The sequence below is a fragment of the Clostridium caldaquaticum genome (assembly GCF_023806125.1).
Lineage (GTDB): Bacteria > Bacillota > Clostridia > Clostridiales > Clostridiaceae > Clostridium_AT > Clostridium_AT caldaquaticum.
This window is the reverse complement of record NZ_JAMSKT010000010.1, coordinates 76,927-99,446: the sequence shown is the minus strand read 5'-3', so window position 1 is coordinate 99,446 and position 22,520 is coordinate 76,927. Positions and strand designations below refer to the sequence as shown.

At 28.5% G+C, this 22,520-nt stretch carries 29 protein-coding genes; 1 reads left to right on the top strand and 28 read right to left on the bottom strand.

Annotated features, from left to right (window positions below; translation table 11 throughout):
* Positions 1-41: 41 nt before the first annotated feature.
* The 28 genes from dxs to dapF form a co-directional block, all read right to left on the bottom strand.
* On the bottom strand, positions 42-1,931 hold the full coding sequence (gene dxs / locus M2651_RS08420) for a 1-deoxy-D-xylulose-5-phosphate synthase (protein ID WP_252131903.1): 1,890 nt from the start codon (positions 1,929-1,931) through the stop codon (positions 42-44).
* Positions 1,932-2,169: 238 nt separating this feature from the next.
* The gene (locus tag M2651_RS08415) at positions 2,170-3,039 is read right to left on the bottom strand and encodes a polyprenyl synthetase family protein (protein ID WP_252131902.1); all 870 of its coding nucleotides are present in this window, start codon (positions 3,037-3,039) and stop codon (positions 2,170-2,172) included.
* A gap of 2 nt (positions 3,040-3,041) precedes the next feature.
* The gene (locus M2651_RS08410) at positions 3,042-3,263 is read right to left on the bottom strand and encodes an exodeoxyribonuclease VII small subunit (RefSeq protein ID WP_252131901.1); all 222 of its coding nucleotides are present in this window, start codon (positions 3,261-3,263) and stop codon (positions 3,042-3,044) included.
* A 22-nt stretch (positions 3,264-3,285) separates the two neighbouring features.
* Complete coding sequence (xseA, locus tag M2651_RS08405) at positions 3,286-4,491, bottom strand: exodeoxyribonuclease VII large subunit (protein ID WP_252131900.1); 1,206 nt, start codon at positions 4,489-4,491, stop codon at positions 3,286-3,288.
* The gene (locus M2651_RS08400; protein ID WP_252131899.1) at positions 4,481-5,329 is read right to left on the bottom strand and encodes a bifunctional 5,10-methylenetetrahydrofolate dehydrogenase/5,10-methenyltetrahydrofolate cyclohydrolase; all 849 of its coding nucleotides are present in this window, start codon (positions 5,327-5,329) and stop codon (positions 4,481-4,483) included. The genes xseA and M2651_RS08400 overlap by 11 nt, the downstream gene beginning before the upstream one ends.
* 17 nt (positions 5,330-5,346) lie before the next feature.
* Positions 5,347-5,757 carry a transcription antitermination factor NusB gene (gene nusB, locus M2651_RS08395; RefSeq protein ID WP_252131898.1) on the bottom strand — a complete coding sequence of 137 codons (411 nt, stop codon included), beginning with the start codon at positions 5,755-5,757 and terminating at the stop codon, positions 5,347-5,349.
* A 187-nt stretch (positions 5,758-5,944) separates the two neighbouring features.
* Positions 5,945-6,337, bottom strand: coding sequence for an Asp23/Gls24 family envelope stress response protein (locus tag M2651_RS08390; protein ID WP_252131897.1), 393 nt, complete (start codon positions 6,335-6,337; stop codon positions 5,945-5,947).
* Between the two features lie 78 nt (positions 6,338-6,415).
* Positions 6,416-6,898 (bottom strand): SpoIIIAH-like family protein, encoded by a 483-nt coding sequence (locus M2651_RS08385; protein WP_252131896.1) that lies wholly within the window; start codon positions 6,896-6,898, stop codon positions 6,416-6,418.
* 61 nt (positions 6,899-6,959) lie between these two features.
* Positions 6,960-7,598, bottom strand: coding sequence for a stage III sporulation protein AG (spoIIIAG, locus tag M2651_RS08380; protein WP_252131895.1), 639 nt, complete (start codon positions 7,596-7,598; stop codon positions 6,960-6,962).
* Between the two features lie 150 nt (positions 7,599-7,748).
* Complete coding sequence (gene spoIIIAF / locus M2651_RS08375) at positions 7,749-8,336, bottom strand: stage III sporulation protein AF (protein ID WP_252131894.1); 588 nt, start codon at positions 8,334-8,336, stop codon at positions 7,749-7,751.
* Positions 8,337-8,372: 36 nt separating this feature from the next.
* Entirely contained in the window at positions 8,373-9,527 is a 1,155-nt protein-coding gene (spoIIIAE, locus tag M2651_RS08370; protein WP_252131893.1) for a stage III sporulation protein AE, read from the bottom strand.
* A 54-nt stretch (positions 9,528-9,581) separates the two neighbouring features.
* Positions 9,582-9,965 (bottom strand): stage III sporulation protein AD, encoded by a 384-nt coding sequence (spoIIIAD, locus tag M2651_RS08365; protein WP_252131892.1) that lies wholly within the window; start codon positions 9,963-9,965, stop codon positions 9,582-9,584.
* 53 nt (positions 9,966-10,018) lie between these two features.
* A complete protein-coding gene (spoIIIAC, locus tag M2651_RS08360) occupies positions 10,019-10,216 on the bottom strand; it encodes a stage III sporulation protein AC (protein ID WP_252131891.1) in 198 nt (65 codons plus the stop codon).
* A 12-nt stretch (positions 10,217-10,228) separates the two neighbouring features.
* Positions 10,229-10,747 carry a stage III sporulation protein SpoIIIAB gene (spoIIIAB, locus tag M2651_RS08355; RefSeq protein WP_252131890.1) on the bottom strand — a complete coding sequence of 173 codons (519 nt, stop codon included), beginning with the start codon at positions 10,745-10,747 and terminating at the stop codon, positions 10,229-10,231.
* 1 nt (position 10,748) lies between these two features.
* On the bottom strand, positions 10,749-11,669 hold the full coding sequence (spoIIIAA, locus tag M2651_RS08350; RefSeq protein WP_252131889.1) for a stage III sporulation protein AA: 921 nt from the start codon (positions 11,667-11,669) through the stop codon (positions 10,749-10,751).
* Positions 11,670-11,790: 121 nt separating this feature from the next.
* Complete coding sequence (locus M2651_RS08345) at positions 11,791-12,183, bottom strand: CD1247 N-terminal domain-containing protein (RefSeq protein WP_252131888.1); 393 nt, start codon at positions 12,181-12,183, stop codon at positions 11,791-11,793.
* An 89-nt stretch (positions 12,184-12,272) separates the two neighbouring features.
* Positions 12,273-12,830 carry an elongation factor P gene (gene efp, locus M2651_RS08340; RefSeq protein ID WP_252131887.1) on the bottom strand — a complete coding sequence of 186 codons (558 nt, stop codon included), beginning with the start codon at positions 12,828-12,830 and terminating at the stop codon, positions 12,273-12,275.
* Between the two features lie 222 nt (positions 12,831-13,052).
* On the bottom strand, positions 13,053-13,466 hold the full coding sequence (locus M2651_RS08335) for a hypothetical protein (protein WP_252131886.1): 414 nt from the start codon (positions 13,464-13,466) through the stop codon (positions 13,053-13,055).
* Positions 13,463-13,933 carry a hypothetical protein gene (locus M2651_RS08330; protein ID WP_252131885.1) on the bottom strand — a complete coding sequence of 157 codons (471 nt, stop codon included), beginning with the start codon at positions 13,931-13,933 and terminating at the stop codon, positions 13,463-13,465. The genes M2651_RS08335 and M2651_RS08330 overlap by 4 nt, the downstream gene beginning before the upstream one ends.
* Before the next feature lie 5 nt (positions 13,934-13,938).
* Positions 13,939-14,673: a hypothetical protein gene (locus M2651_RS08325; RefSeq protein ID WP_252131884.1), complete on the bottom strand. Its 735-nt coding sequence runs from the start codon at positions 14,671-14,673 to the stop codon at positions 13,939-13,941.
* Positions 14,674-15,132: a hypothetical protein gene (locus M2651_RS08320; RefSeq protein ID WP_252131883.1), complete on the bottom strand. Its 459-nt coding sequence runs from the start codon at positions 15,130-15,132 to the stop codon at positions 14,674-14,676. It lies immediately after the preceding gene.
* The gene (locus M2651_RS08315) at positions 15,105-15,548 is read right to left on the bottom strand and encodes a type II secretion system protein (protein WP_252131882.1); all 444 of its coding nucleotides are present in this window, start codon (positions 15,546-15,548) and stop codon (positions 15,105-15,107) included. The genes M2651_RS08320 and M2651_RS08315 overlap by 28 nt, the downstream gene beginning before the upstream one ends.
* The gene (locus M2651_RS08310; protein WP_252131881.1) at positions 15,545-15,988 is read right to left on the bottom strand and encodes a type II secretion system protein; all 444 of its coding nucleotides are present in this window, start codon (positions 15,986-15,988) and stop codon (positions 15,545-15,547) included. The genes M2651_RS08315 and M2651_RS08310 overlap by 4 nt, the downstream gene beginning before the upstream one ends.
* The gene (locus tag M2651_RS08305; protein ID WP_252131880.1) at positions 15,972-16,412 is read right to left on the bottom strand and encodes a prepilin-type N-terminal cleavage/methylation domain-containing protein; all 441 of its coding nucleotides are present in this window, start codon (positions 16,410-16,412) and stop codon (positions 15,972-15,974) included. The genes M2651_RS08310 and M2651_RS08305 overlap by 17 nt, the downstream gene beginning before the upstream one ends.
* Before the next feature lie 16 nt (positions 16,413-16,428).
* Complete coding sequence (locus M2651_RS08300; RefSeq protein WP_252131879.1) at positions 16,429-16,827, bottom strand: prepilin-type N-terminal cleavage/methylation domain-containing protein; 399 nt, start codon at positions 16,825-16,827, stop codon at positions 16,429-16,431.
* A 15-nt stretch (positions 16,828-16,842) separates the two neighbouring features.
* Positions 16,843-18,039: a type II secretion system F family protein gene (locus M2651_RS08295; RefSeq protein ID WP_252131878.1), complete on the bottom strand. Its 1,197-nt coding sequence runs from the start codon at positions 18,037-18,039 to the stop codon at positions 16,843-16,845.
* A 37-nt stretch (positions 18,040-18,076) separates the two neighbouring features.
* A complete protein-coding gene (locus M2651_RS08290; protein WP_252131877.1) occupies positions 18,077-19,609 on the bottom strand; it encodes a GspE/PulE family protein in 1,533 nt (510 codons plus the stop codon).
* Positions 19,610-19,751: 142 nt separating this feature from the next.
* On the bottom strand, positions 19,752-20,576 hold the full coding sequence (dapF, locus tag M2651_RS08285) for a diaminopimelate epimerase (RefSeq protein ID WP_252131876.1): 825 nt from the start codon (positions 20,574-20,576) through the stop codon (positions 19,752-19,754).
* Positions 20,577-20,771: 195 nt separating this feature from the next.
* Here dapF and M2651_RS08280 point away from each other — a divergent pair, with 195 nt between their 5' ends.
* Positions 20,772-22,502 carry an Rqc2 family fibronectin-binding protein gene (locus tag M2651_RS08280; RefSeq protein WP_252131875.1) on the top strand — a complete coding sequence of 577 codons (1,731 nt, stop codon included), beginning with the start codon at positions 20,772-20,774 and terminating at the stop codon, positions 22,500-22,502.
* Positions 22,503-22,520: the final 18 nt, after the last annotated feature.

The following is a 22,520-nucleotide window of genomic DNA, read 5'->3' as shown; positions in this document are numbered from 1 at the left end:
ATTATCCTCCTGCATTATTTATTCTTCACATATCCATTTATCTAATCAGCTGCTTTTAATAAGCTTTTAATTATCCCGTTTACATCCAGACCATATAGCTTATATAATATATCAATACTTCCATGTGTAATAAATTCATCTTTAAACCCAAGGTTTAAAACTTTTGTTTTGTTATTTAAACTAGATACATATTGAATTACAGAAGCTCCCAAGCCTCCATGTATTACATTATCTTCTATTGTAACAATAATATTGCCCTCTTCTACCAAACTCTTCAACATATCTTCATCTATTGGCTTTATGAAGCAAGCATTAACTATTGTTAAATCTATAGGATACTGAGTTAACTTTTCCTTTGTAAGCAAAGCAGACTGAACCATTTTCCCTGCAGCTATAACAGCTATTTTTTTATGTTTTTCATTATATTTTTCAGGTGAATATAAAATTTCCCATTTACCTCTTGAAAAATTTTTCAAAGCATAAAGTTTTACTTTATCACTGTCTCCACCTCTCGGGTATCTTATGGCAACAGGATAATTTTGCTTTACAGACCATCTTAACATAAATCTAAGCTCTTCAGTACATTTAGGTGTCATGATAGTCATATTTGGCATATGTGAAAGATATGACAAATCAAATACTCCCTGATGAGTTTCCCCATCTTCTCCTACAATACCAGCTCTATCAATTGCTAATACTACAGGTAGTTTTTGTATGCATACATCATGTAGAATCTGATCATACGCTCTTTGCAAAAAAGTAGAATATACAGCAAATACAGGTTTAAGTCCTTGGCTTGCCATACCTGCAGCCATTGTAACAGCATGCTGTTCTGCAATTCCTACGTCAAAAAACCTTTCTGGAAATTCTTTTGCAAACTGTCTTAATCCTGTACTGTCTCTCATTGCTGCCGTAATAGCTACTATATTTTTGTTTGAAGCTGCCAACTCCACAATTTCTTTTCCAAAAACATTTGAATAAGTTTCAACAGTAGAAGTTACACTTACTTCTCCACTGTCACAATCAAAAGGCCCTACACCATGGTATTTATCTGGACTTTTTTCAGCATACTCATAGCCTTTTCCTTTTTGAGTTACAACATGGATTATTACAGGTTCACTTATACTCTTTGCCATTGACATAACTTTGCTAAGTTCTTTAATATTATGACCATCTATAGGTCCTAGATATTTTAGTCCCATATCTTCAAACAGCATGCTTGGAACTATAACCTGCTTTATTCCATCCTTAAGCTTCTCAAGCGAATCCGCCATACCTTTCCCAATGCTTGGTATCTTTCTTAAAGTTGTATTAAGCTCTTTCTTTAACCAATTGTACTTTGGGTCTGCTCTTAGCTTGCTAAGATAAGTGGACAATCCCCCTACATTCCTCCCTATAGACATTTCATTATCATTTAGAATAACTATTATCTTAGTTTTTCTATATCCAACATCGTTCAACGCTTCAAGTGCCATACCTCCAGTTAAGGCACCATCTCCAATAACTGCAACTACATTATATTTTTTTTTATTTAAATCCCTTGCTCTAGCCATTCCAAGTGCTGCTGATATTGAAGTGCTGCTATGACCTGTTTCAAACATATCAAAAGGACTTTCTTCTCTCTTAGGAAAACCGCTGATTCCACCAAATTTTCTTAAAGTGTCAAACTTATCTCTTCTACCAGTTAATATCTTGTGAATATAAGCTTGATGTCCCACATCCCAAATAAGCCTATCCTCATTAAAATCAAATACATTATATAAACTTAAAGTAAGCTCAACTACGCCTAAATTTGAAGCTAAATGACCGCCCGTTTTAGAAACTTTATCTATTAAAAAACTTCTTATATCATTTGCTAAATATTCTAATTCAGCAAGAGACATACCTTTAATATCTTTAATGTCCCTATATTTATTTAACATTTCATACATAAGTATCTTTCCTTTTTAAAGAGTTTATTTTGTTTTCACTTTATTATCTCTATTTTTAAACCACTATTTATTATGCTAACCTTATAATAAAATCAATATACTATTAATCTAAATTTGAAAATGTAAAGTTTTCCCTTTATAAGCATAATAAAAGCTACTAACTTATCCTTCTTAGTAGCTTACAATTGTTATTATATCATAGTGATATACTTTTTTCAAAATATGTTACTATCTAATGTTAAAATTGTCTTTCAAGCAAAAACATTGTCAACTCTTGCAAGGAATCAGTATTTCTTCCTAATTCTTTTAACAATGAAATACACTCTTTTGTAAGACTTTCGCACATCACTTTACACTTCTCAAGGCCATAAGCAGTTATAAAATTAGTTTTTTCATTTTCTAAATCACTGTTTACGCTTTTACCTAATAATTCCTTATTGCCGATGACATTTAATATATCATCTCTAATTTGGAAAGTTAAACCTAACTTTTCACCATACTCTTTAAGCAATTTTATATCATTTTCCGGCACCTCTGCAAGAAATGCACCTGCTAGTATTGATGCTGTAATTAATGCTCCGGTTTTTTTACTGTGCATATAGGTCAATTCATCACTAGATATGCTTTTACCTTCGCTTAATATATCTACTACCTGGCCACCAATCATACCTTCAGCTCCAGCGGAATCTGCTATAATACTGCAAGCTTTTAATTCCTTGTAACCTCTTTGAAGACAATAGCTGAACATTATGCTTACAGCCTCATTTAAAAGAGCATCTCCTGCAAGCACAGCTATTGCCTCTCCAAAAACTTTATGATTAGAAGGTTTTCCTCTTCTAAAATCATCATTATCCATGCAGGGTAAATCATCATGAATTAATGAATATGTATGAATCATCTCTATAGCTGCAGCTACAGGTAAAATTTCTTTATAATCCTTATTGTACATGTTATAAACCAGAAGCATTAATATAGGTCTAATCCTTTTACCGCCTAAATTAATACTGTAACTCATAGCCTCGTAAATTTTTTTATTATAAGAACCCTTAGATTCAAAATATTGCTTTAAGAAAGTTTCCACTTCCTCTTTTAACCTTTTTATATCCATTTTTATTCCTCATTATTCAAAAAATCTTCTTCTTTATTATCAATAAGTATTTTTACCTTATTCTCAGCATCATTTAAAGCTTTATACAGCTTATTGCAAAGCTTAATACCCTCTTCATAGTGTTTCATAGATTTCTCTAAGCTTAACTGCTCACTTTCCATAATTTTCACAAGATCCTCTAATTTATTCATCATATTTTCAAAGGATTCACTTTTTTTTGTCATATTAAGTTCCTCCACAATATACTTATAGTTCATCTAAACATTGAATATTTGCATTAATATTTCCATCTTTAAATATAATTTTAACAGAGTTACTTTCTTTAAGTACCCTTTTTTCACTTATTATGTTTCCTGCCAAATCTTCAATTACTGCATATCCTTTACTTAATACCTTAAGAGGATTATGTGCTTCAATTAAAGCATAAATTTTGTTAAGATTTTCTTTTTTCATAGCTATATTAATATTCATTGTATAATTCAGCTTATCTTGTAAACTAGATATATAATTATATTGATTTAATATGTAATTCATAGGACTGTGTATATTTAAAGATTTATTTAATATTTGAATTCTATTATACTTATCTCTTATAATTCTATTCATATTAAAAATTAAATTTTCTTTAAGATTATCTATTCTTGAATTTAATTCCAGCAAGCTAGGAATAACTATTTCTGCAGCTGCTGAAGGGGTTGATGCTCTTCTGTCACTTACAAAATCAACTATAGTAAAATCAGTTTCATGGCCTACACCAGTTACGATAGGCTTTTTAGAATTATAAACTGAGTAAGCCAATTTTTCATTATTAAAAGCCCAAAGCTCCTCTAAAGATCCTCCACCTCTAGCCAAAATAATTACATCTACATTTTCGATTTTATTTAATGTTTCTATACCCTTTATAATATCTTCACTGGCATTTTCTCCTTGAACTAAGGCAGGATATATAAGTAGCTCTACAGAGCTGTTCCTTCTAGTAGAAACATTTATAATGTCTCTTATTGCAGCTCCTGTAGGAGAAGTTATTATTCCTACTTTTCTAGGATATTTAGGTAAAGGCCTTTTGTGTGCTGAACTAAACAAACCTTCTCTTTCAAGCTTTAATTTAAGCTGCTGAAAAGCAACATAGAGTTCTCCAATGCCCTGTTGTATCATTTCATGACAGTACAGCTGGTAGACTCCTTCTTTTTCATAAACGGACAGCTTTCCTTTTATTATTACATTATCTCCATCTTTTGGAATAAAATTTAAAGCCCTCGCATAGTCTTTAAACATTATACAATTTATTTTACTTCTATCATCTTTTAAGGAAAAATACAAATGTCCGCTTGAATGCATTTTAAAGTTTGATATTTCACCCTTTACATTTATATTGTTCAGTATAAAATCAGAATCAATTATCTTTTTTACATAGTTATTAAGTGCAGTAACAGATAAAGTTTTAATATACATTTTTAATCCAAGCCTCGCATGTATTTTTTATCAGCATTGTAGTAGTCATAGCTCCAACTCCACCTGGTACTGGTGTTAAGAAAGAAGCTATAGGCATTACTTCATCAAATAGTACATCACCTTTTATTTTACCTTCAACCATAGTAGTTCCAACATCTATAACTATAGCTCCCTCTTTAACATATTCCTTATTTATAAAAGAAGGTTTTCCAAGAGCACAAACCAATATATCTGCACTTTTGCAAACTTCTTTTAGATTCTTTGTTTTTGAATGACATATAGTAACAGTAGCATTTTCACTTAAAAGAAGTGCAGCAGCAGGTTTTCCTACGATATTGCTTCTTCCAACTACTACTGCGTGCTTGCCTTCAATACTACAACCAGTATTTTTTATAAGTTTTATAATACTTTGAGGAGTACATGGCACAAAAGAACTCTCACCTTTATAAAACTTCCCTAAATTAATATCTGTTAATCCATCTACATCTTTTAAATAGCTTAATCTTGATGTTATTTTCTTTTCATCTAAATGCTTAGGCAAAGGGAGCTGAATTATTATACCATCAACTTCTTTATCATTATTTAATCTATCTAAAAGCTCTAAAAACTCTTTCTCACTTACTTTATCACTTAAAGAAATTTTTCTATACTCCACACCTAATTCATCGCAAAGTTTCTTTTGATTGTTAGTATAGCTTATAGAACCTCCATCACTACCAGCAAGTACTGCAGCTAGGCATGGTCCTCTTAACCCTTCAGCTTTTTTTTTATCAATCTGCTCTTTTATTTCCATTTTTAAGTTCTTGGCAATAACTTTTCCATCAATTATGTTTCCCATTGATTTACCCCCTTGTTCTAAACATTACTCTCTTTTATCATTCTATCTAATACTCCATTAATAAATCCAAAAGATTTTTCATCTGAATATTTTTTTGCAAGTTCCACGCCTTCATTAACAGAAACCTTTTCAGGTATATCTTTTTCATAAAATATTTCAAAAGTTGAAATTCTTAATATTGCCAAATCGATTTTAGACAATCTATACAGCTTCCAATTCACTAAATATTTTTCAATTTTACTGTCTATATCTGTACTATTTTCCTGAACCCCTTTTAACACTCTTATAATGTAATCAAAATCTAAATTCTTTAAATCTAAGTCTGTATGTTCCTTAAAATTCTCTAAAATATGCTCGTAACTCTCTTTATTAATAGACATTTCAAAAAGCAACTTCATAGCAATTTCTCTAGATTTTCTTCTGTTCATTTTGTTCCTCCTAATAATAAACTAGCACCATTGGTAAGTTCATCAATTATTTATATTATTCTATATTTGAATTATTATCAAGTTAAATATAATTATACCAATATAAGATTTTTTTACAATAATTGTTTAGCTTTTATCTTAAAATAAAAGCACAAGAAAAAACCCTCTGTAATCTCAGAGGGAAATATTACTCTTCATATTCAACCTGATTTTCATCTTGCTTAGGGATTACCACATTTTGAACATGTACGTTTACTGCAGAAACTTCAAGTCCTGTCATAGTTTCTACTGTCTTTTTAACATTTTCCTGTACTTGCCTGCAAACATCCGGTATCTTAACCCCATACTCAACAACCACATATAATTCAATTGTTGAACTGCTCTCTCCTACATTTACCTTAACTCCCTTGGAAAGATTCTTCTTTCCTGTGAGAATTTGAGTTATACCTCCTACAAGATTAGCACTCATTCCTACTATGCCTTTAATCTCCGTAGCAGCTAAACCCGCAATAACTCCAACAACCTCATCAGATATTTTTACTATCCCCATATCCATTTCTTCTCTTTGATTTTCTTCCATCTCAGTACCTCCTTGCTTATGCAAGTAATAGTTTTTTCTTATGTACATTATATCAAATGTATTATAATTTTACAAATATTATTGTTTCATAGCAATTTCAACGTCCTTAATCTTTGTTATGCCTAATACTATATTTTTAATATCTTTAGTCTGCTTTTCTGTAAGCTTCTCAGCAGTCTTTACATATACCATAACCTTATCTTCTGATATTTGACAGAAAGAATCTTCATATCCTTTTCCTTGCAGTGCAGCTTCTATTTTTTGTTCGTTTGTATTATTTGTAGTTAATGTTTGAAGCTTCTTAGCCATAGTTTCTTTTGTTTCTTTTGCAGCATTGGGGTCATCTATTATAGTTTTATATGTAGGAACATCCGTAGCATACCTTTGCTCACGTTTCAGCTTTTGCTCTGTAAAGAAGTCACTTTTGGAACTTGAAGCATCTGTCTTCTGTATTTCTGTGGAGTCAACATATAATGGGCTGTTGACCTTTGTGGCAAGTATTCCTGCACACACAATTAATACTAGTAAAGTGGCAATAATAAAGGCTTGTTTCTTATTCATTTATATCTTCCTCCCATCAAATCTTTCTAATGCATTATATGATTATTTTTTATAATATATTCTAATTTTCCATAGGATATACGCTAACTTTATCTGATGTCAGGTTATATAGTCTAGTTACAACCTGTGTTATCTGAAGTTGTACTACTTTATCCTTTGCCCCTTCTGCAATAACGCAAACCCCAATAATCTTTGGTTTTTTAGTTTGAACTATAAGAGGTTGATTTTTCACTCCATCATTTGTTACTACAATAGTACTTCCACTATTTTTTTGGGTTGTATCCCTAGTCCCTCCTGCATCATCCCTTTCCTTTGTAATACTTGTTGAATCATTTATATTAACAGCAGGTATCTGTTCTTCGCTTCCTTCTACAGTTATCATAACTTTTGTTTTTCCAACACCTTTCATGTCCTCAAGAACAGATTTTAATTTATTTTCAGCTGCTGTTTCGTAATCCTCAGTACTTGTATTAGTTTTCACCGATACAACATTAGCTTCTGTATTTATTTTAGCTGTGCTGGTACTTTTAAAATAGTCAGTACCTATCACCACTAATATGCCAATGAGTACAATACTTAAACAGGCAATTAAGAAATTGGGCAGCTTATTATTCTTGCTTTTTTCAACTTTGTTCTCCTTAGATGTAAATAACTTCTTTAATTCTTTAATAATACCATCTAAAATTTTATTTAAATCCATAGTTTACCCTCCTGTATTCCTATTCTGTACACAAAGATTATTAATCTTCGCGCCTCCTGTATTCCTTATAAACATATAACAATTAACAATTGTTATGCTTCTTGTTATATTTAAATTTTATGTAAATATCCATAAAAAACTAAATACAGACTACTGCTTGTATACTTCAATTACATCTGAAGAAACTCCCAGCTCCTTGCTTAAGTAATCTTTAAGCAGCCTGCTCTTTTCGTCATTCAATACCTGTACTGAGTTTTCCAGATCACTTTTTGTGCTTACTTCTACCTTTTTAACCTTTTCCACTTTTCCATCTTGTAATCCTATCTTTAAATTTTTAATAAAAACACTGTTATTGCTTTCGTCATAACCAACAGCTGCATCAACTTTATAGTTGTTTTTAGGAAATTTTTCCTTTAACTTTTTCTCACACTGATTTTCTAAATTTAACTTAAAAATATTCAAAGTATTAGTCATGCTGTTTTCTTTATATTTTTCAAAATTTTGTTCGTAACCTTTTTGGTCAAAATATTGCACAGCTTTGTTTGCATAATCATCAATATTAAAGTTCCTATCGAACAGCTTGATAATTGGATTAATTAAAACTGTAATAAGTATTAATCCTAAAACAAATTTTGTATACTTTTTAAAGCTGTTATTTGGCATAACCATTTCTACGGCTGTTATAAATATTACAGCTGTACATATAGAAATAATCCAAGTCCTTAGTTCTTCAATCATATTCACACCTACTTTTATCCTATTATTTGATTTTCATCACCCTCCTACTGCCATTTTTCCAGCGGATGCTATTATAGATACCATAATAAAAAACATAATCGATACGCTTATAACACAAGACATAAGCATCGTTAAGGAATTTCCTACTGATGTTATACAATTTACAATTTTACTGTCACTTATAGGCTCAATTAACGCAGCAGTAAGCTTATACATAAAAGACATTATAAGTATTTTAAGTATTGGGAAAATCACAATAGCTAAAATTATTACTAATCCTAAAGCACTAAGTGCATTTTTTAACAAAAGAGAATATCCAGCAACTGTAGCAATAGCATCCGATAAAGCCTTTCCAATAATAGGTACAAAATTATCAACAGCATATTTAGCTGTTTTAATTGTAACTTGATCTATGGTCTTAGAGGTTATTCCTCGTATTGTTATAATTCCTATGAAAATAGTCATCACAAAGCCTTGAGTCCATAAAGCTATCTGATTGAGAAGCTTTGTAAGCTTCTCAATTTTAAATTCATGAGATATATTATTTACAAACTGAAGAACAAAACTCATAAAAATTATAGGTATTATAATGTTTACATATATTTTTGCATTAATATTAATTGCAGCTATTATTATAGGATCCATAACTGCCGCCTCTGTAAAACCTCCTACACTTGCCAACAGTACCATAAGTACAGGTATGAGAGCTGACATAAAATCTGAAGTTCTATTTATAGTATCCTTTGCTACTCCAACTGCAGTATAAAAACTTTTTGTTACAAGTATGATTATCATAGCATAGCAGGCAAAATAGGCTATATTTGATAGTTCTTCTTTACTAAAAGCCTTTTGCAAATTATTCAAAAGAGCACATACTATAGCGATTATTACTAGTATAGATACTGTCTTAAGTATTGCTGCTACTTCTCTAAAACTGTAGATAAATAAAGCGTTAGATATTTTCTTAATAGAAAACTTCCCATCTCCTGTTTTCATAAATTCATTGACAAATTGTTTTGCATCCAAGTCTTTTAAAACTTCATATTCTGTTTTCATATTTAATATATAATCATATAATCGTTCAACCTGCTGACTTTCATCTTTATCTATATTATTTCCGCTTCCTTGTGCAGCCTGGACATTTAAAGGAAAAAGAATAATCATTAAAACTACTATAATAATTTTTTTCATAATTCCCTCCTGTATTCCTTTTAAGCATGCAATAATTTTTAATCATTGCATCTTTTACATTATCTTCAGAATTGATTGAAGCACTGCCATTAATATTGGTATGGCAAGTACCAATATTAATATTTTTCCTGCAAATTCAACCTTAGAAGCTATATTCCCTTCCCCTGCATCCCTGCATATTTCTGCACAAAATGAAGCTAAATATGCTATACCTAATATTTTAAAAACAGTGTTTATATATACATAATCTATGTTCGCTTTTATAGCTAACTGCTGAAGCAGCTGTAATATAGCTGTAATTTTTGATATCATAAATAGAAATATTAGTATACCTACCACTGTGCTCAGCTGTATTGCCAATACTCCATTTTCTTTTCTTAATATAAACACTATAAACAGAGCAATAAATGCAAATGCTACAATTTTGACTATTTCCATAATCCCTCCTGTATGCCTTTTAAGCACATAACAATTATTAATCGTTATGACTTCTATAATGTAAACATGGTTTTTACGCTGCTAAATAACTTACTTATTAGATTTATAACCATAGTTAAAATTATAATAATACCTGTAAGATTAGCTATTGTAGCAAAGTCATCCTTTCCTGAGGATTTAAGAACCTTGTCTAGTATTATTAATATTATTGCTAAACCGCCAATTTTGAATATTATATTTATATCCAACATCTTGTCCACCTCCTATACCAAAACTATTACTATCATGGCACCAATACTAAAACCTAAGTAGCGGTACATCTTAACATTTTTATTCATTTCAATCTCTGCACTACTTATTCTCTTTTTTAAATTACTAATAAAAAGAGAAAATATTTTTTTATGACCTTCTAAATCTGACTCCCCCAATGATTTGGACAGATCTAAAATTATATTTATATCTTCTTTATTTATATTTAAAGCTATATCCTTATCATTAAAACATCTGATAAATGCCTCATGTACAGTCTCTACTTCATTTGAATAAAGTAAATTTGACGCTTTCATAAAAATATCACTGATTGGATTTTCGCTCTTTTTTGACACATTGTACAAGGCTTCTGGCAAAGGAGTATAGGTATATTCTATTTCATTTTGAAGCTGGTTTATTGCTCTTTCTAATTCATTAAGCTGTTTAACCCTTTTTTTAAAACCTTCACCATATATAATGCCTCCTGCTGTTGATGCCGCCAAAATTAATAAACAACCCATAACCTTAATCATTTTATCCCCTCCATAGTTCTTCTTTTTTTTCAAAGTCATAAACATATTCTATTGTGCCAGCCCCGTAACGAGTACTTAATACTACAGCTCTCCTAAATACATGATTTTCAACTATTTCTTTAAAAACAAGCCTGTTGAATAAATCTTCAATTCCATAACCATGTATAGTAGTTATAAGATTAATGCCTGAATTAAGAGCCATTATAATACTTTCCATATCTTTATGAGTTCCGATTTCATCACAAACTATGGCTTCTGGGGACATACTTCTAATGGCCATCATAATCCCTTCTGCTTTAGGACAATTGTCTAATACATCAGTGCGAACTCCTACATTCATTTGAGGAATACCATTATAGCATCCGCTTATTTCACTTCTTTCATCTATGATACAAACTTTTTTACCTTTAAAATTTATTTTTTTAATACCATCTGATAAATTTCTAGCTATATCTCTAATTAAAGTTGTTTTTCCACATCTAGGAGGAGATATAATTATTGTATTCATTAATTTATTATCTTTAACAATATAAGGCATTAAATTATCAGAACAACCTTCTACTTCCTTACATACTCTTATATTTATAGAACCTATACTTTTAATAGTTTTTATTTTGTTATTCTCAATGACACAGCTACCGCACAAACCAACTCGATGTCCACCCTTTATAGTTATATATCCCTGCTTAATTTCTTCTTCAAAAGCATAAATAGAATAATTGCTTATATGCTGAATAATAAGCTTTATATCTTGTACTGATACTATAACTCCTGTAATTACCTCTTCATTCCCTAATTGTAAAATCAATGGTTTGTCCACTTTTAATCTAATCTCCTGCAAGGTATCCAGTCCCTTTATGTCCTTAATTACAGACTTTATATTACTAGGTAAGATATCTAAAACATCTTTAGTATTCTTCATCTTTTATCCTCCCTTCCTATATAATTCCTATTATAATTTTAGTGAAATTATTCCACTTAATTCTAAAATTATTCAAGCAAAAAAAGACACATAAGGCAAAACCTTGTGTGTCTAATCTCTTTTACTTTTCCTTTTCTTTACAGCAATCAAGTAGAACTTCCTTATGACAATTTGGGCAGGTTATCTTCTCATTACATCTGCATATATCTCTGTCAATATAAACGGTCTCCTCACAATGAGGGCACTGTAAATTTATATAACTTCCAAGATCATCTTCTTCACACTCTTCATCATCATAAATGTCTTCTTCTAAATTACTTAAATCTTCATCAATTGCATCTACATAATCTTCCATTTCATTTTGATTTTCTCTTAATAAATCAATTTCCTCCGCCATCGTTTTTAGTATACTTGCTATTTCGGATATTGCTCTACCTTCTTTTGTAGTTTTATCAATATCCATTCCATCAATTAAACCATTTAAATAAGCTACTTTTGAAACCATTGATTCCATATTAACACATCCTTTTTAAGTAAAAAATTAGCAGTATAAAATCATTATTTTATACTGCTATTATCTATTAAACTATTTTATATTATGTTCTAAACTCTCTCCATATATTCACCAGTTCTAGTATCTATTCTTATCATTTCACCTTCGTTCACAAATAAAGGAACCATAACAGTTGCACCTGTTTCCACTGTTGCAGGTTTTAGTGTATTTGTAGCTGTATTTCCTTTTGCACCTGGTTCAGTATATGTTACTTGAAGTTCTACAAAGTTTGGTGGTTCTACTGAAAATGCTTCTCCTTTATAAAATTTAATTACAGCAAACATGTTTTCTTTTAAGAATTTAATAGCCTCCTCTACCTTTTCATGATTAAGAGGAATTTGATCAAAGGTTTCTGGATCCATAAAGTAGTAAAGTTCTCCATCAGAATATAAATACTGCATTTCTTTTCTTTCTATAACTGCTTCCTGTAATTTATCGGTAGGGTTAAAAGTTCTATCTGTTACCCCGCCTTGAATAACATTTCTTAACTTTGTTCTAACAAAAGCAGCTCCCTTTCCTGGCTTTACATGTAGAAAATCAACTACTGTGTAAACTTGTCCATCTAATTCAAAAGTAGTACCTTTTCTTAAATCTCCTGCTGATATCATTAAGTATCCCTCCAAAAACTATAAATTCATTTATATTATAACCCTTTCAGGTGAATTAATACCAAAATTATTTAATATAGTTAACTAATGATTTTATTAAATACTATAGTAGATTAATTTCTATGGAATTCTTACCAAAGATATTTTATCAAAACTTGTGATTATTTGCAAACATTATTATTTATTTCTTTAAATTCTTTAAATTTCTTTATGCTTTTAATGCTATTTATTTTTTATAAAATAGAGTTTTGAACTTATATTCTGTTTATTACTGTAATCTATCACTATTTTTACATTGTCAGCATAACAAAAATTATCTAAGTTCTGAAAATCTTGTAGGATATTATAGAAAGAATTAATATCTCCGCTATATTCTATTTCTATGTTAGCAATATTTTCATCTTCCAAAGCACTGCCAATATTTTTAATTGTTATATTGCTATCTTTTAACAATATACTCAAAATATCACTGTATCCGTACTTTTTATGTATACTAGAATAACTAAAGGTATGGCTACTAACATTTATAGATTTTATACTTGAAAATAGTTTATAATTTTCTTCACATAACAAAAAAATAATAGTTACAAACACTAATACTATCAGTTTATATAAATTTAAGTTATATTTTTTCATAGCTTAACCTCTAAAATAAAATTAAAACTAAAAACATTATCTTTTTCATAAAGAGGAGAAAGAGACAAAATACTATACCCACCATAATTTTCAATATTTTTAATAATACTATAGTATTGATCTTTATTATAAATTATTAAGTCAGCAGTTATCTTATTATCATTTATTTCAACGCTTTTATAATTTAAATCTTTATTTAAATCCGCTAAAAATTTTTTAAAACTCTGTATAGTATAGCTAGTTTTTTTTAAATGAGCATTAGATATTTCAGTTTCACTTAGTTTATAACTTATTATAGCTTTTTTCTTTTGAATCAATTGTTCGTTTTTGCTTTTACCGAATAACATAGTACCATATAAAATTAAACATAACAGCCACAAAACTAATATACAAGTTTTATATTTTTTTATCTTAATATCTATAAACTTTTTTTCTAATTCTTTTGGTATAAAATTCAAGTTTTCCATAAAATTTATCCTCTTTTTGCTGCAATACCTCTAAATAATCTCTTTTGGTTTAAATCTCCTAAATCTTCACACTTAAAATCCCGTGAAATTAAATCTATAATTTTTTTGCTTCTTATATTAGCAAAGTATATATTTTCAATATTTTTTTCCGAATATTTTTTACTTTTGTTTATAAAATCATAAAACTTACGTATTAAATTTTCTTCATTAACATAATCTTTTATTATACTGTTATAAATAACTTTATTGTAGATACAACATAACAAATATAGCTTATCTCTATACTCAAAAATAAAAATATAATTTTCACTTTTTATTTTTCTTTTAAAGTAGTTTATAACAGAAAACTGGAGCAAATAAATGCCTCTAATATTGATATCAGTATGCATAAGTTCATTTATTACTGCTAATTTATTACTATTTACACAAAATACTGCAAATTGCTGATTATCTTTATCTTGCTTAATAATCGAATAAGCAAAAATTAAATTATCAATATTTCTGAAATAATAATATAATTCATCCTTTATTAAATCATAAACTTGATTTGACTTTGTCTTTGGAAGTATAAAATTTCTTACATTAACCTCTTCCCCTTCTAATACAATATTCACTTTGCTTTTTTTTATATCTATATTAATGCCTTCAGATATATTAAGCTTATATTCAAAACTTTTATAACTATTATGCTTTGCTATATATTCTTCACCTAACTCAATCACTATTTGCCTTCTAAACATTTATTCTATCCTGCCTTCTACGAATATAGTCTTATTATAAATAAACTTTAAATTTCCATTTGTAATTTTGTATTCATAAATCTCTCTTTTAAAGCAATAATCATCTACATAACTCTCAAATAAGAATTTTTTGCTTACTAAATCATATTTAAGACTTCCTTTTTTACCATCTATATCATAACTAATAATATTATTATTTAAGTAAAAATCAACACAATCAGAAGTTAGCGGGATTACATTCTGTATTATGTTTTTATACAATTCAGTAAACAAATATTCTCTATATTCATCCTCTTTTTTATTCATAATAATGTAATCTTTATAACTCACAACATCTTTAGTCTTTTTTAACTCCATTGTAAAAAAAGACAAAACTATAAGCAGACAAAGCATACCTATAAAAAGTATATATATGAGTATATAGCCCTTTTTTATGTTTCCAGCTTTATTCCAAAACATCGTTCGTATCTTTCTCCACTTCTAGCAGTTATACATATGTATGTTGTATTTCTTTTTTGAACAACTGTAAAACTGCTAATATTATTTAATATATTATTAACTGCTTTTACAACATTATTTTCTGTATGAACAAGTACAATGCACCCATTTGTGTTTTGTTGTATGTATTTTTTTGTAATACCATCAGAATAATTTATTTGTATTACATTATTATTAATCCTTACATTTTTTCCATTATTAATTTCCTGTTCTATAAACATAAGAGCCTCAAAACAGTAAAAATATTCTCTATATTCTTTTGTATTTTCTTTATAGATTAAATTGTATTTTAAAAATATTGGAATTAATATACTTACTAAAATACTAGCTATTCCAGCAGAAACAATTACTTCTAAAAGAGTAAATCCTTTTTTCATATATAATTACCTTTATAAAATTCACATTTTATTTTTTCTTCCCGGTTATTTATTTTTACATAAAGCTCTAATTCTATTTTTAAAACTTCACCATCAGTTATTTTCATAACTAAATAGCTGTCATCATTTTCCTTATCCACATCGAATATTTCTTCTAATTTAAGAGTTTTTATATTATCAATAGTTAACTTATCTTTCCTAATATATTTTCTACCATTATTATTTAAATTTTTTATGCTGCTATAGGTAGAATTAAAAATTATCTCCTTCTTAACTGCCTCTAAAACATATAAAAAGCTTGATAACTCTTTGTTGTACTTTTTAAGCTTCATATTATTTAATTGAATACACATTATACAGTTAAATAAAATAGAAAAGATACTAAGTGCACATAAAACTTCAATTATAGTAAAGCCTGATTTCTTATTTGATTTCAGCATAGCCAACTCCTACATTAACAGTAATGCTGTATAGATTGTTTTTATTATCTCTCAAAGTAATTGTTCCAGCATCGCAAGCTATTCCATTTTTATTAATATCTATCTTTGAAAGTTTCATATTTATTGAATTTATTTTTATTCCTTCTGGCAAAGTAAAACTATCTATTTTTTTACCATCACACTTAAAACTAACTTCATTATTGATAATATTAAAAAATACAAATCCAGGCTTTTGTTTTTTTCTGCAATACTGCTTTCCATCATTTATAATACCTAATATCATATTTTCACTCATGATTAAATCTATATCGTTTTTCATTCTATTATAATTAGAAGAAGTTATTAAGCTTGAAGCACTAAGCAAGATAACAATTGAAATAACTATTAAAATTTCTAATATTGTAAAACCTTTTTTAATCTTCAAATTAATCACCGTTTAATTATTGATTTGAATTAAATATTAAAGTATCATCCTTCATAATGGTATAACCACTAGTATTAGCATTAATGTTTATTACATAAACATTATTGTCGTTAGTAAACTTTATAGATACATTTTTAGAATCTGCAATAGTGATAGAATCACTTGTAAGTCCTTGTACTCCAGTTACATCATTAATTGCATTTAAAATATTTGATTTGTTACTGAAACTGCTTTCTTGTTCAGAGTAACTCCACATAGCTGCAGAATATATTTCCTTTCCCATACTAATTGCCTTTGTGTTCTTTGCTTTTTCAATATAACCTGATACTTTTGGAACAGTAAGACTGGCTAAAATAACCACTATAGAAACTGCTATAATTACTTCTATAAGTGTAAAACCTTTTTTTACTTTCATTATCTAATCTCCTTTTTATAAATTATCCATTATACTTATCATAGGAAGAAGCAGGGATACAAGCATTGTTCCAATTACAAGTGAAAGCACTATAATCATGGCTGGTTCAATAAGCGTTGTAGATTTATCAATTGAATTATATACTTCTTCTTCCATAACTTCTGAAAATTTTAACAACATTTCTGGCAAAGTACCTGTTTCTTCACCTATTCTTATCATAGAATATAATATAGACGGAAAAATCTCTGTACTTTTTATACTTTCTGACATACTTTTACCTGCTCTAATTTCTTTTAAACATATTTTAACTTTAGAATTTAAATATTCATTACTTATTACACTGCAGGCTATTTCAAATGCATTTATAATATGAATACCGCTTTGTAAAAGAATTCCTAAAGTTCTAGAAAACCTAACTGAAGCCAATTTTACCATTAAATCTTTGATTATCTTATTATACAATATAAAGCGATGAAAAAACTTTTTAACGCCAGCTAACTTATCATAATAATTAAGCATTAAAAACGTAACTACTATAGCAGCTGCAAAATAAATAAAATAATTATTTACAAAAGTTGCAATTAAAATAAACCAAGAGGTAAGTAGTGGTATCTTTGCTCCTAAACTATTTAAGGTAGTTAAAAAAACAGGAATTACATTAGTAATCATAATTTCCATAATTAAAATACTGGTTAAAAATATGATACCTGGATACAGCATTGACTTAAGTATTTTTCTCTTAACTTTATCTTCATAATGATAAAACTTTGATAAGTTGGATACTACATTTTCCAGCTTACCACTTTCCTCACCAACTTTTATCATATTTATTAAATACTCAGGATAAATGTTATTATATATTTTCATGCAGTAGGATAACTCTGCCCCTTGGTAAACCATTTCCCTTATTTCATATAAGCTTTTTCTTATATTTTTATTTAAGCTTTCGTTGTAAAGTATGGACAATGCTTCTGATATATTTATACCTGCAGATAAAAGTGTAAAAAAATGTGCACAAAATAAAGATAAATCCTTTGAAGACACATTTTTATTTACTAGACTATTTTTTTTATATCCAAGTTCTTTATATTGAATTATATAAAAACCTTTATCTCTTAAGGATACTACTAACTCTTGCTTATCAGAACACCAACATTTGCCTTCTAATTCTTCCCCTTTTAAATTTTTAATTTTATAAATACAAAAAGCCATACTTCTACACCCCAATTATTGTTTACATAATAGATAACTACAAATAACTACTGCAAAGTTTTATATATTCTTCATAAGTAGTTACCCCTTTTTTTACTAGTTCTCTGCAGTAATCCCTAAGAGACAGCATTCCTTTTATTTCATTATAACTTCTAAGCTTACCTGCACTATTTTCATTAACTATGAGTCTTCTCAGTTTCTCATCTACATACATTATTTCATATACCACAGTTCTATGCTTGTAACCTGTATTATTGCAATGATGGCAGCCTTTTCCTTTATAAATCTGCTTATTTTTGTTTAAAGCTAAATCAATTATTTCCTTATCAGAAGCTTTATACTTTACTTTGCAGCAGCTACATATGACTCTGACAAGTCTTTGAGCTATACAAACTAATAGTGAATCTGCTGCAAGATAATTTGGTACCCCCATATCAATAAGCCTCAATATAGAGGATGCAGCATCATTTGTATGCAAGGTAGAAATTACCAGATGTCCTGTAATAGCTGCTCGGATGGCTATTTGCGCAGTTTCCTCATCTCTAATTTCTCCTATCATTATTACATTCGGATCCTGCCTTAAAATACTCCTTAAACCGCTTTCAAAAGTTAATCCTGCTTTAGAATTTACATTCACTTGATTTATTCCTTTAATGGTATATTCTACAGGATCTTCAATAGTAACAATATTTTTGTGTATTTTGTCCATTTGATTAAGCATTGCGTATAAAGTAGTAGTCTTTCCACTTCCAGTTGGACCTGTAACCAGAATAATTCCGTGATTGCTCTTTAAAACTCTTTCTATGTCTTCTATACCTGAGTTACTGAACCCCAAAGCTTTAAGTGTCATTAAACATTCTCTCTTATATAAAATTCTTATAGCTATTTTTTCACCATGCATGGTAGGTAAAGAAGATATTCTTAAATCATAAGCTATTTCTTTAACTTTAAACTCAAGCTTTCCATCTTGAGGCAATCTCTTATCTGCAATATCCATTCCTGATTGAACCTTTATTCTAATACATAAAGCAGGGTAAATATCTTTAGGTATTTTCATATGTTCATGAAGAATTCCATCAACTCTATACCTTACTAAAACAATATCTTCAAAGGGTTCAATATGAATATCACTTGCTCCCCTTTTAATAGCTCCTATAATTATAGAATTCGTTAGTTTGATAATAGGAGAGTTTTCCAATGATATATGCTCTGCTGTATTTACTTCTAATTTATTATTATTTTTTCCGTATTCTCTCTTCAGCTGTTCCATCGCAATATCTGCATTTTCTTTTTCATTAATTGCACTCAAAATGTTTAATATTTGATTTTTATCTGCAGCAAAAGTTTTTATTTTCTTTTTTATTAAAAAATGTAAATCTTCTATAATTTTGTTATCCTGCGGGTTACTCATAGCTATATAAACTATATCTTCATTTATATTAAAAGGAATAAGACAATGTTTAGACATAATTTCTTTTGAAACCATTTTTAAAGCAATAGGATTTATTTCTACATTTTTTAAATCTATATAATTCAGAGAAATATTAATTGATTGAGAAAAAAAACTCATAATACTCTACACCTTTTTTGCTGATTTTATACTTATCATTATAGCCTTTTCTATAAAATTTAAACCTTATAGTATGAGCAAAAAATAAAAAAATATGCTATCAAAAAAGATTGATAACATACTTGTTTTATATATTATTTTACTACTTCAATTTGTTATACTCTCCTTGAAAAGACACTACTGCTGGACCAGTCATAAAAACTCCTTCATTAGTAATCTCAATAAAAAGGCTTCCACCAGGGATTAAAACAGTAGCTTTATCTTCTATAAGCCCCAGTTTATTAGCAACTACTACTGCTGCACAGCTTCCTGTACCGCAAGCTAAAGTAGGTCCCGCTCCCCTTTCCCAAGTCATTACTTTGATTTTATTTCTATTTATAACCTCGCAAAAATTAACATTTGTTCCTTGTGGAAACATGCTGTGTTTTTCTATAAGTTTTCCATCATTTACATCAAATGATTCCAGTTGTCCTAGTATTACAGTATGAGGAACTCCCATAAGCAGAGAACTTATAACAAATTTTTTTTCTCCTGCGGTAATAGTTTTATTAATAATTTCTTCATCTGCTTTAGCTGGTATTAAATGAGGTTTGAAGGAAGATGTCCCCATATTAATAGTAACAGTTTTAACTTCATTATCCTCAATAGTTAAGTAAGCTTTTTTAATTCCATCTCCTGTTTCTATGTCTATATTTTCACTGCTTACCAGATTATTTTCCCATACATATTTTGCAAAACATCTTATGCCGTTTCCACACATAGCTGCATACGAACCATCTGAATTTATAATTACCATCTGTATATGAGCTATATTACTTTTTCTTACAATAAGGATTCCATCTCCTCCTATACCAAAGTTTCTGTTACATAATTCTCTAGCCAAAGCACCTTCATCTGTTATCTTATTATCCAAATCCTCTATAACAATAAAATCATTTCCGTTTCCATGCATCTTAGTGAATTTCATTCAACTCATCTCCTTATAATTAAATATTATTTTAGAAAGCATATACTTAGTAACTGAATAAATTTTAATACTTATATTTTACCATATAAGTAGACTATATTTAAATTTTTATTATATATATTTTGATTTTAAAAATATAAAATGATATACTAACTTATATCTAAAATTGTATAAAACTATGAAAGGATGATTTTCATGCCTTTAGATGGAATTTACATATATAGTCTTGTTGATGAACTAAACAAAAAACTTGTGGGCTCTAGGGTAGATAAAATATCTCAGCCTGAAAAGGACGAAATAATATTAGGCTTAAGAGGTGATAGGGTAAATTTTAAGCTTCTTATAAGTGCAAATTCATCTTACCCGAAAATGCATTTAACTGATATTACTAAACCCAATCCTATTAAAGCTCCAATGTTTTGCATGGTACTTAGAAAGTATTTAAATGGAGCGAAAATTTTATCTATTAACCAAATTACTACTGACAGAATAGTAATAATAGATTTTGAGAGTTCAGACGAACTAGGGTTTAACAGTATATATTCTCTAATAGTAGAAATTATGGGAAGACACAGTAATATAACTTTAGTAAGAAAAAGAAATAATTTAGTTGTAGACTGTATTAAACATATAACTCCTGATATGAACAGCTATAGAAGCTTATATCCTGGAATAAGTTATGTGTTTCCACCTGACTCTTGCAAGTTAAATCCTTTTAATTTTTCCTATGAGGATTTTTGTGATTTTATAACAAGCAATAGTATAAAATTTGAATCAAATATTTTTTCAAAGTTATTTACAGGAATAAGTACTCAGCTATCTAAATCTATAGTGCTTCTTTTAAAGGAAAGAAACATAGAATTTAATTTATCTTCCTTGGATAAAACATATGATTGCATAAATAATGTATTTAAAGTTTTAAAAAGCAATAAATTTAATTTTATATCTTATATAGATGAAAATACAGTTAAAGATTTTTATTGTATTGAGCTTCATCAGTTTGAAAATCTTCCTAAAAAATCCTATAGTTCTCCTTCTGCATTATTAGAAGACTTTTATTACGAAAAAGATAAGTCTGAAAGATTAAATACTAAAAGTGCAGATTTGCAAAAAATCATTAATAATAATTTAGACAGATGCTATAAAAAATTAGAAATACTAAACAAATCTTTAAAGGAATGTACAGAAAAAGATTTGTTTAAGATTTATGGCGAACTCCTAACTGCTAATATTTACAATATTAAAAAAGGAGATAAAAAAATAAAAGTTTTAAATTACTATTCTCAGGATGAAGAATATATATATATTAATCTTGACGAAAATAAAACTCCATCTGAAAACATTCAATCATTTTTTAAGAAATATAACAAGCTGAAAAAGACAGAAGAAATGGCTCTTATACAAATAGAGGCAACAGAACAAGAAGCTCTATACTTACAGTCTGTGCTTTCAAATATTAAAAATGCAGAAAGCTATGATGAAATAGAAGAAATTAAAAGAGAACTTATTGAAACAGGCTATATTAAATTTAAAAAAGAACATAAAAAAAATGTGAAGACTTCAAAACCTCTTCATTTTATATCCAGTGACAATATTGATATATATGTAGGAAAAAATAATATACAAAATGACTTTTTAACTTTAAAATTTGCTGATAGAAATGATATATGGCTTCATACAAAAAACATACCAGGTTCTCATGTTATAATAAAGTCCAATGGTAATATCCCTCAAAGCACTCTTAAAGAAGCCGCCATTTTAGCAGCTTATTACAGCAACGCAAAAAATTCTTCAAATGTTCCAGTTGATTATACTGCAGTAAAGAATGTAAAAAAACCCTCTGGTGCTAAACCAGGTATGGTAATATATTACACAAATAAAACTCTTTATGTAACACCTTATGATTTAAAACTTAAGAAAATATGATAAAATAAGGGAGCTGAA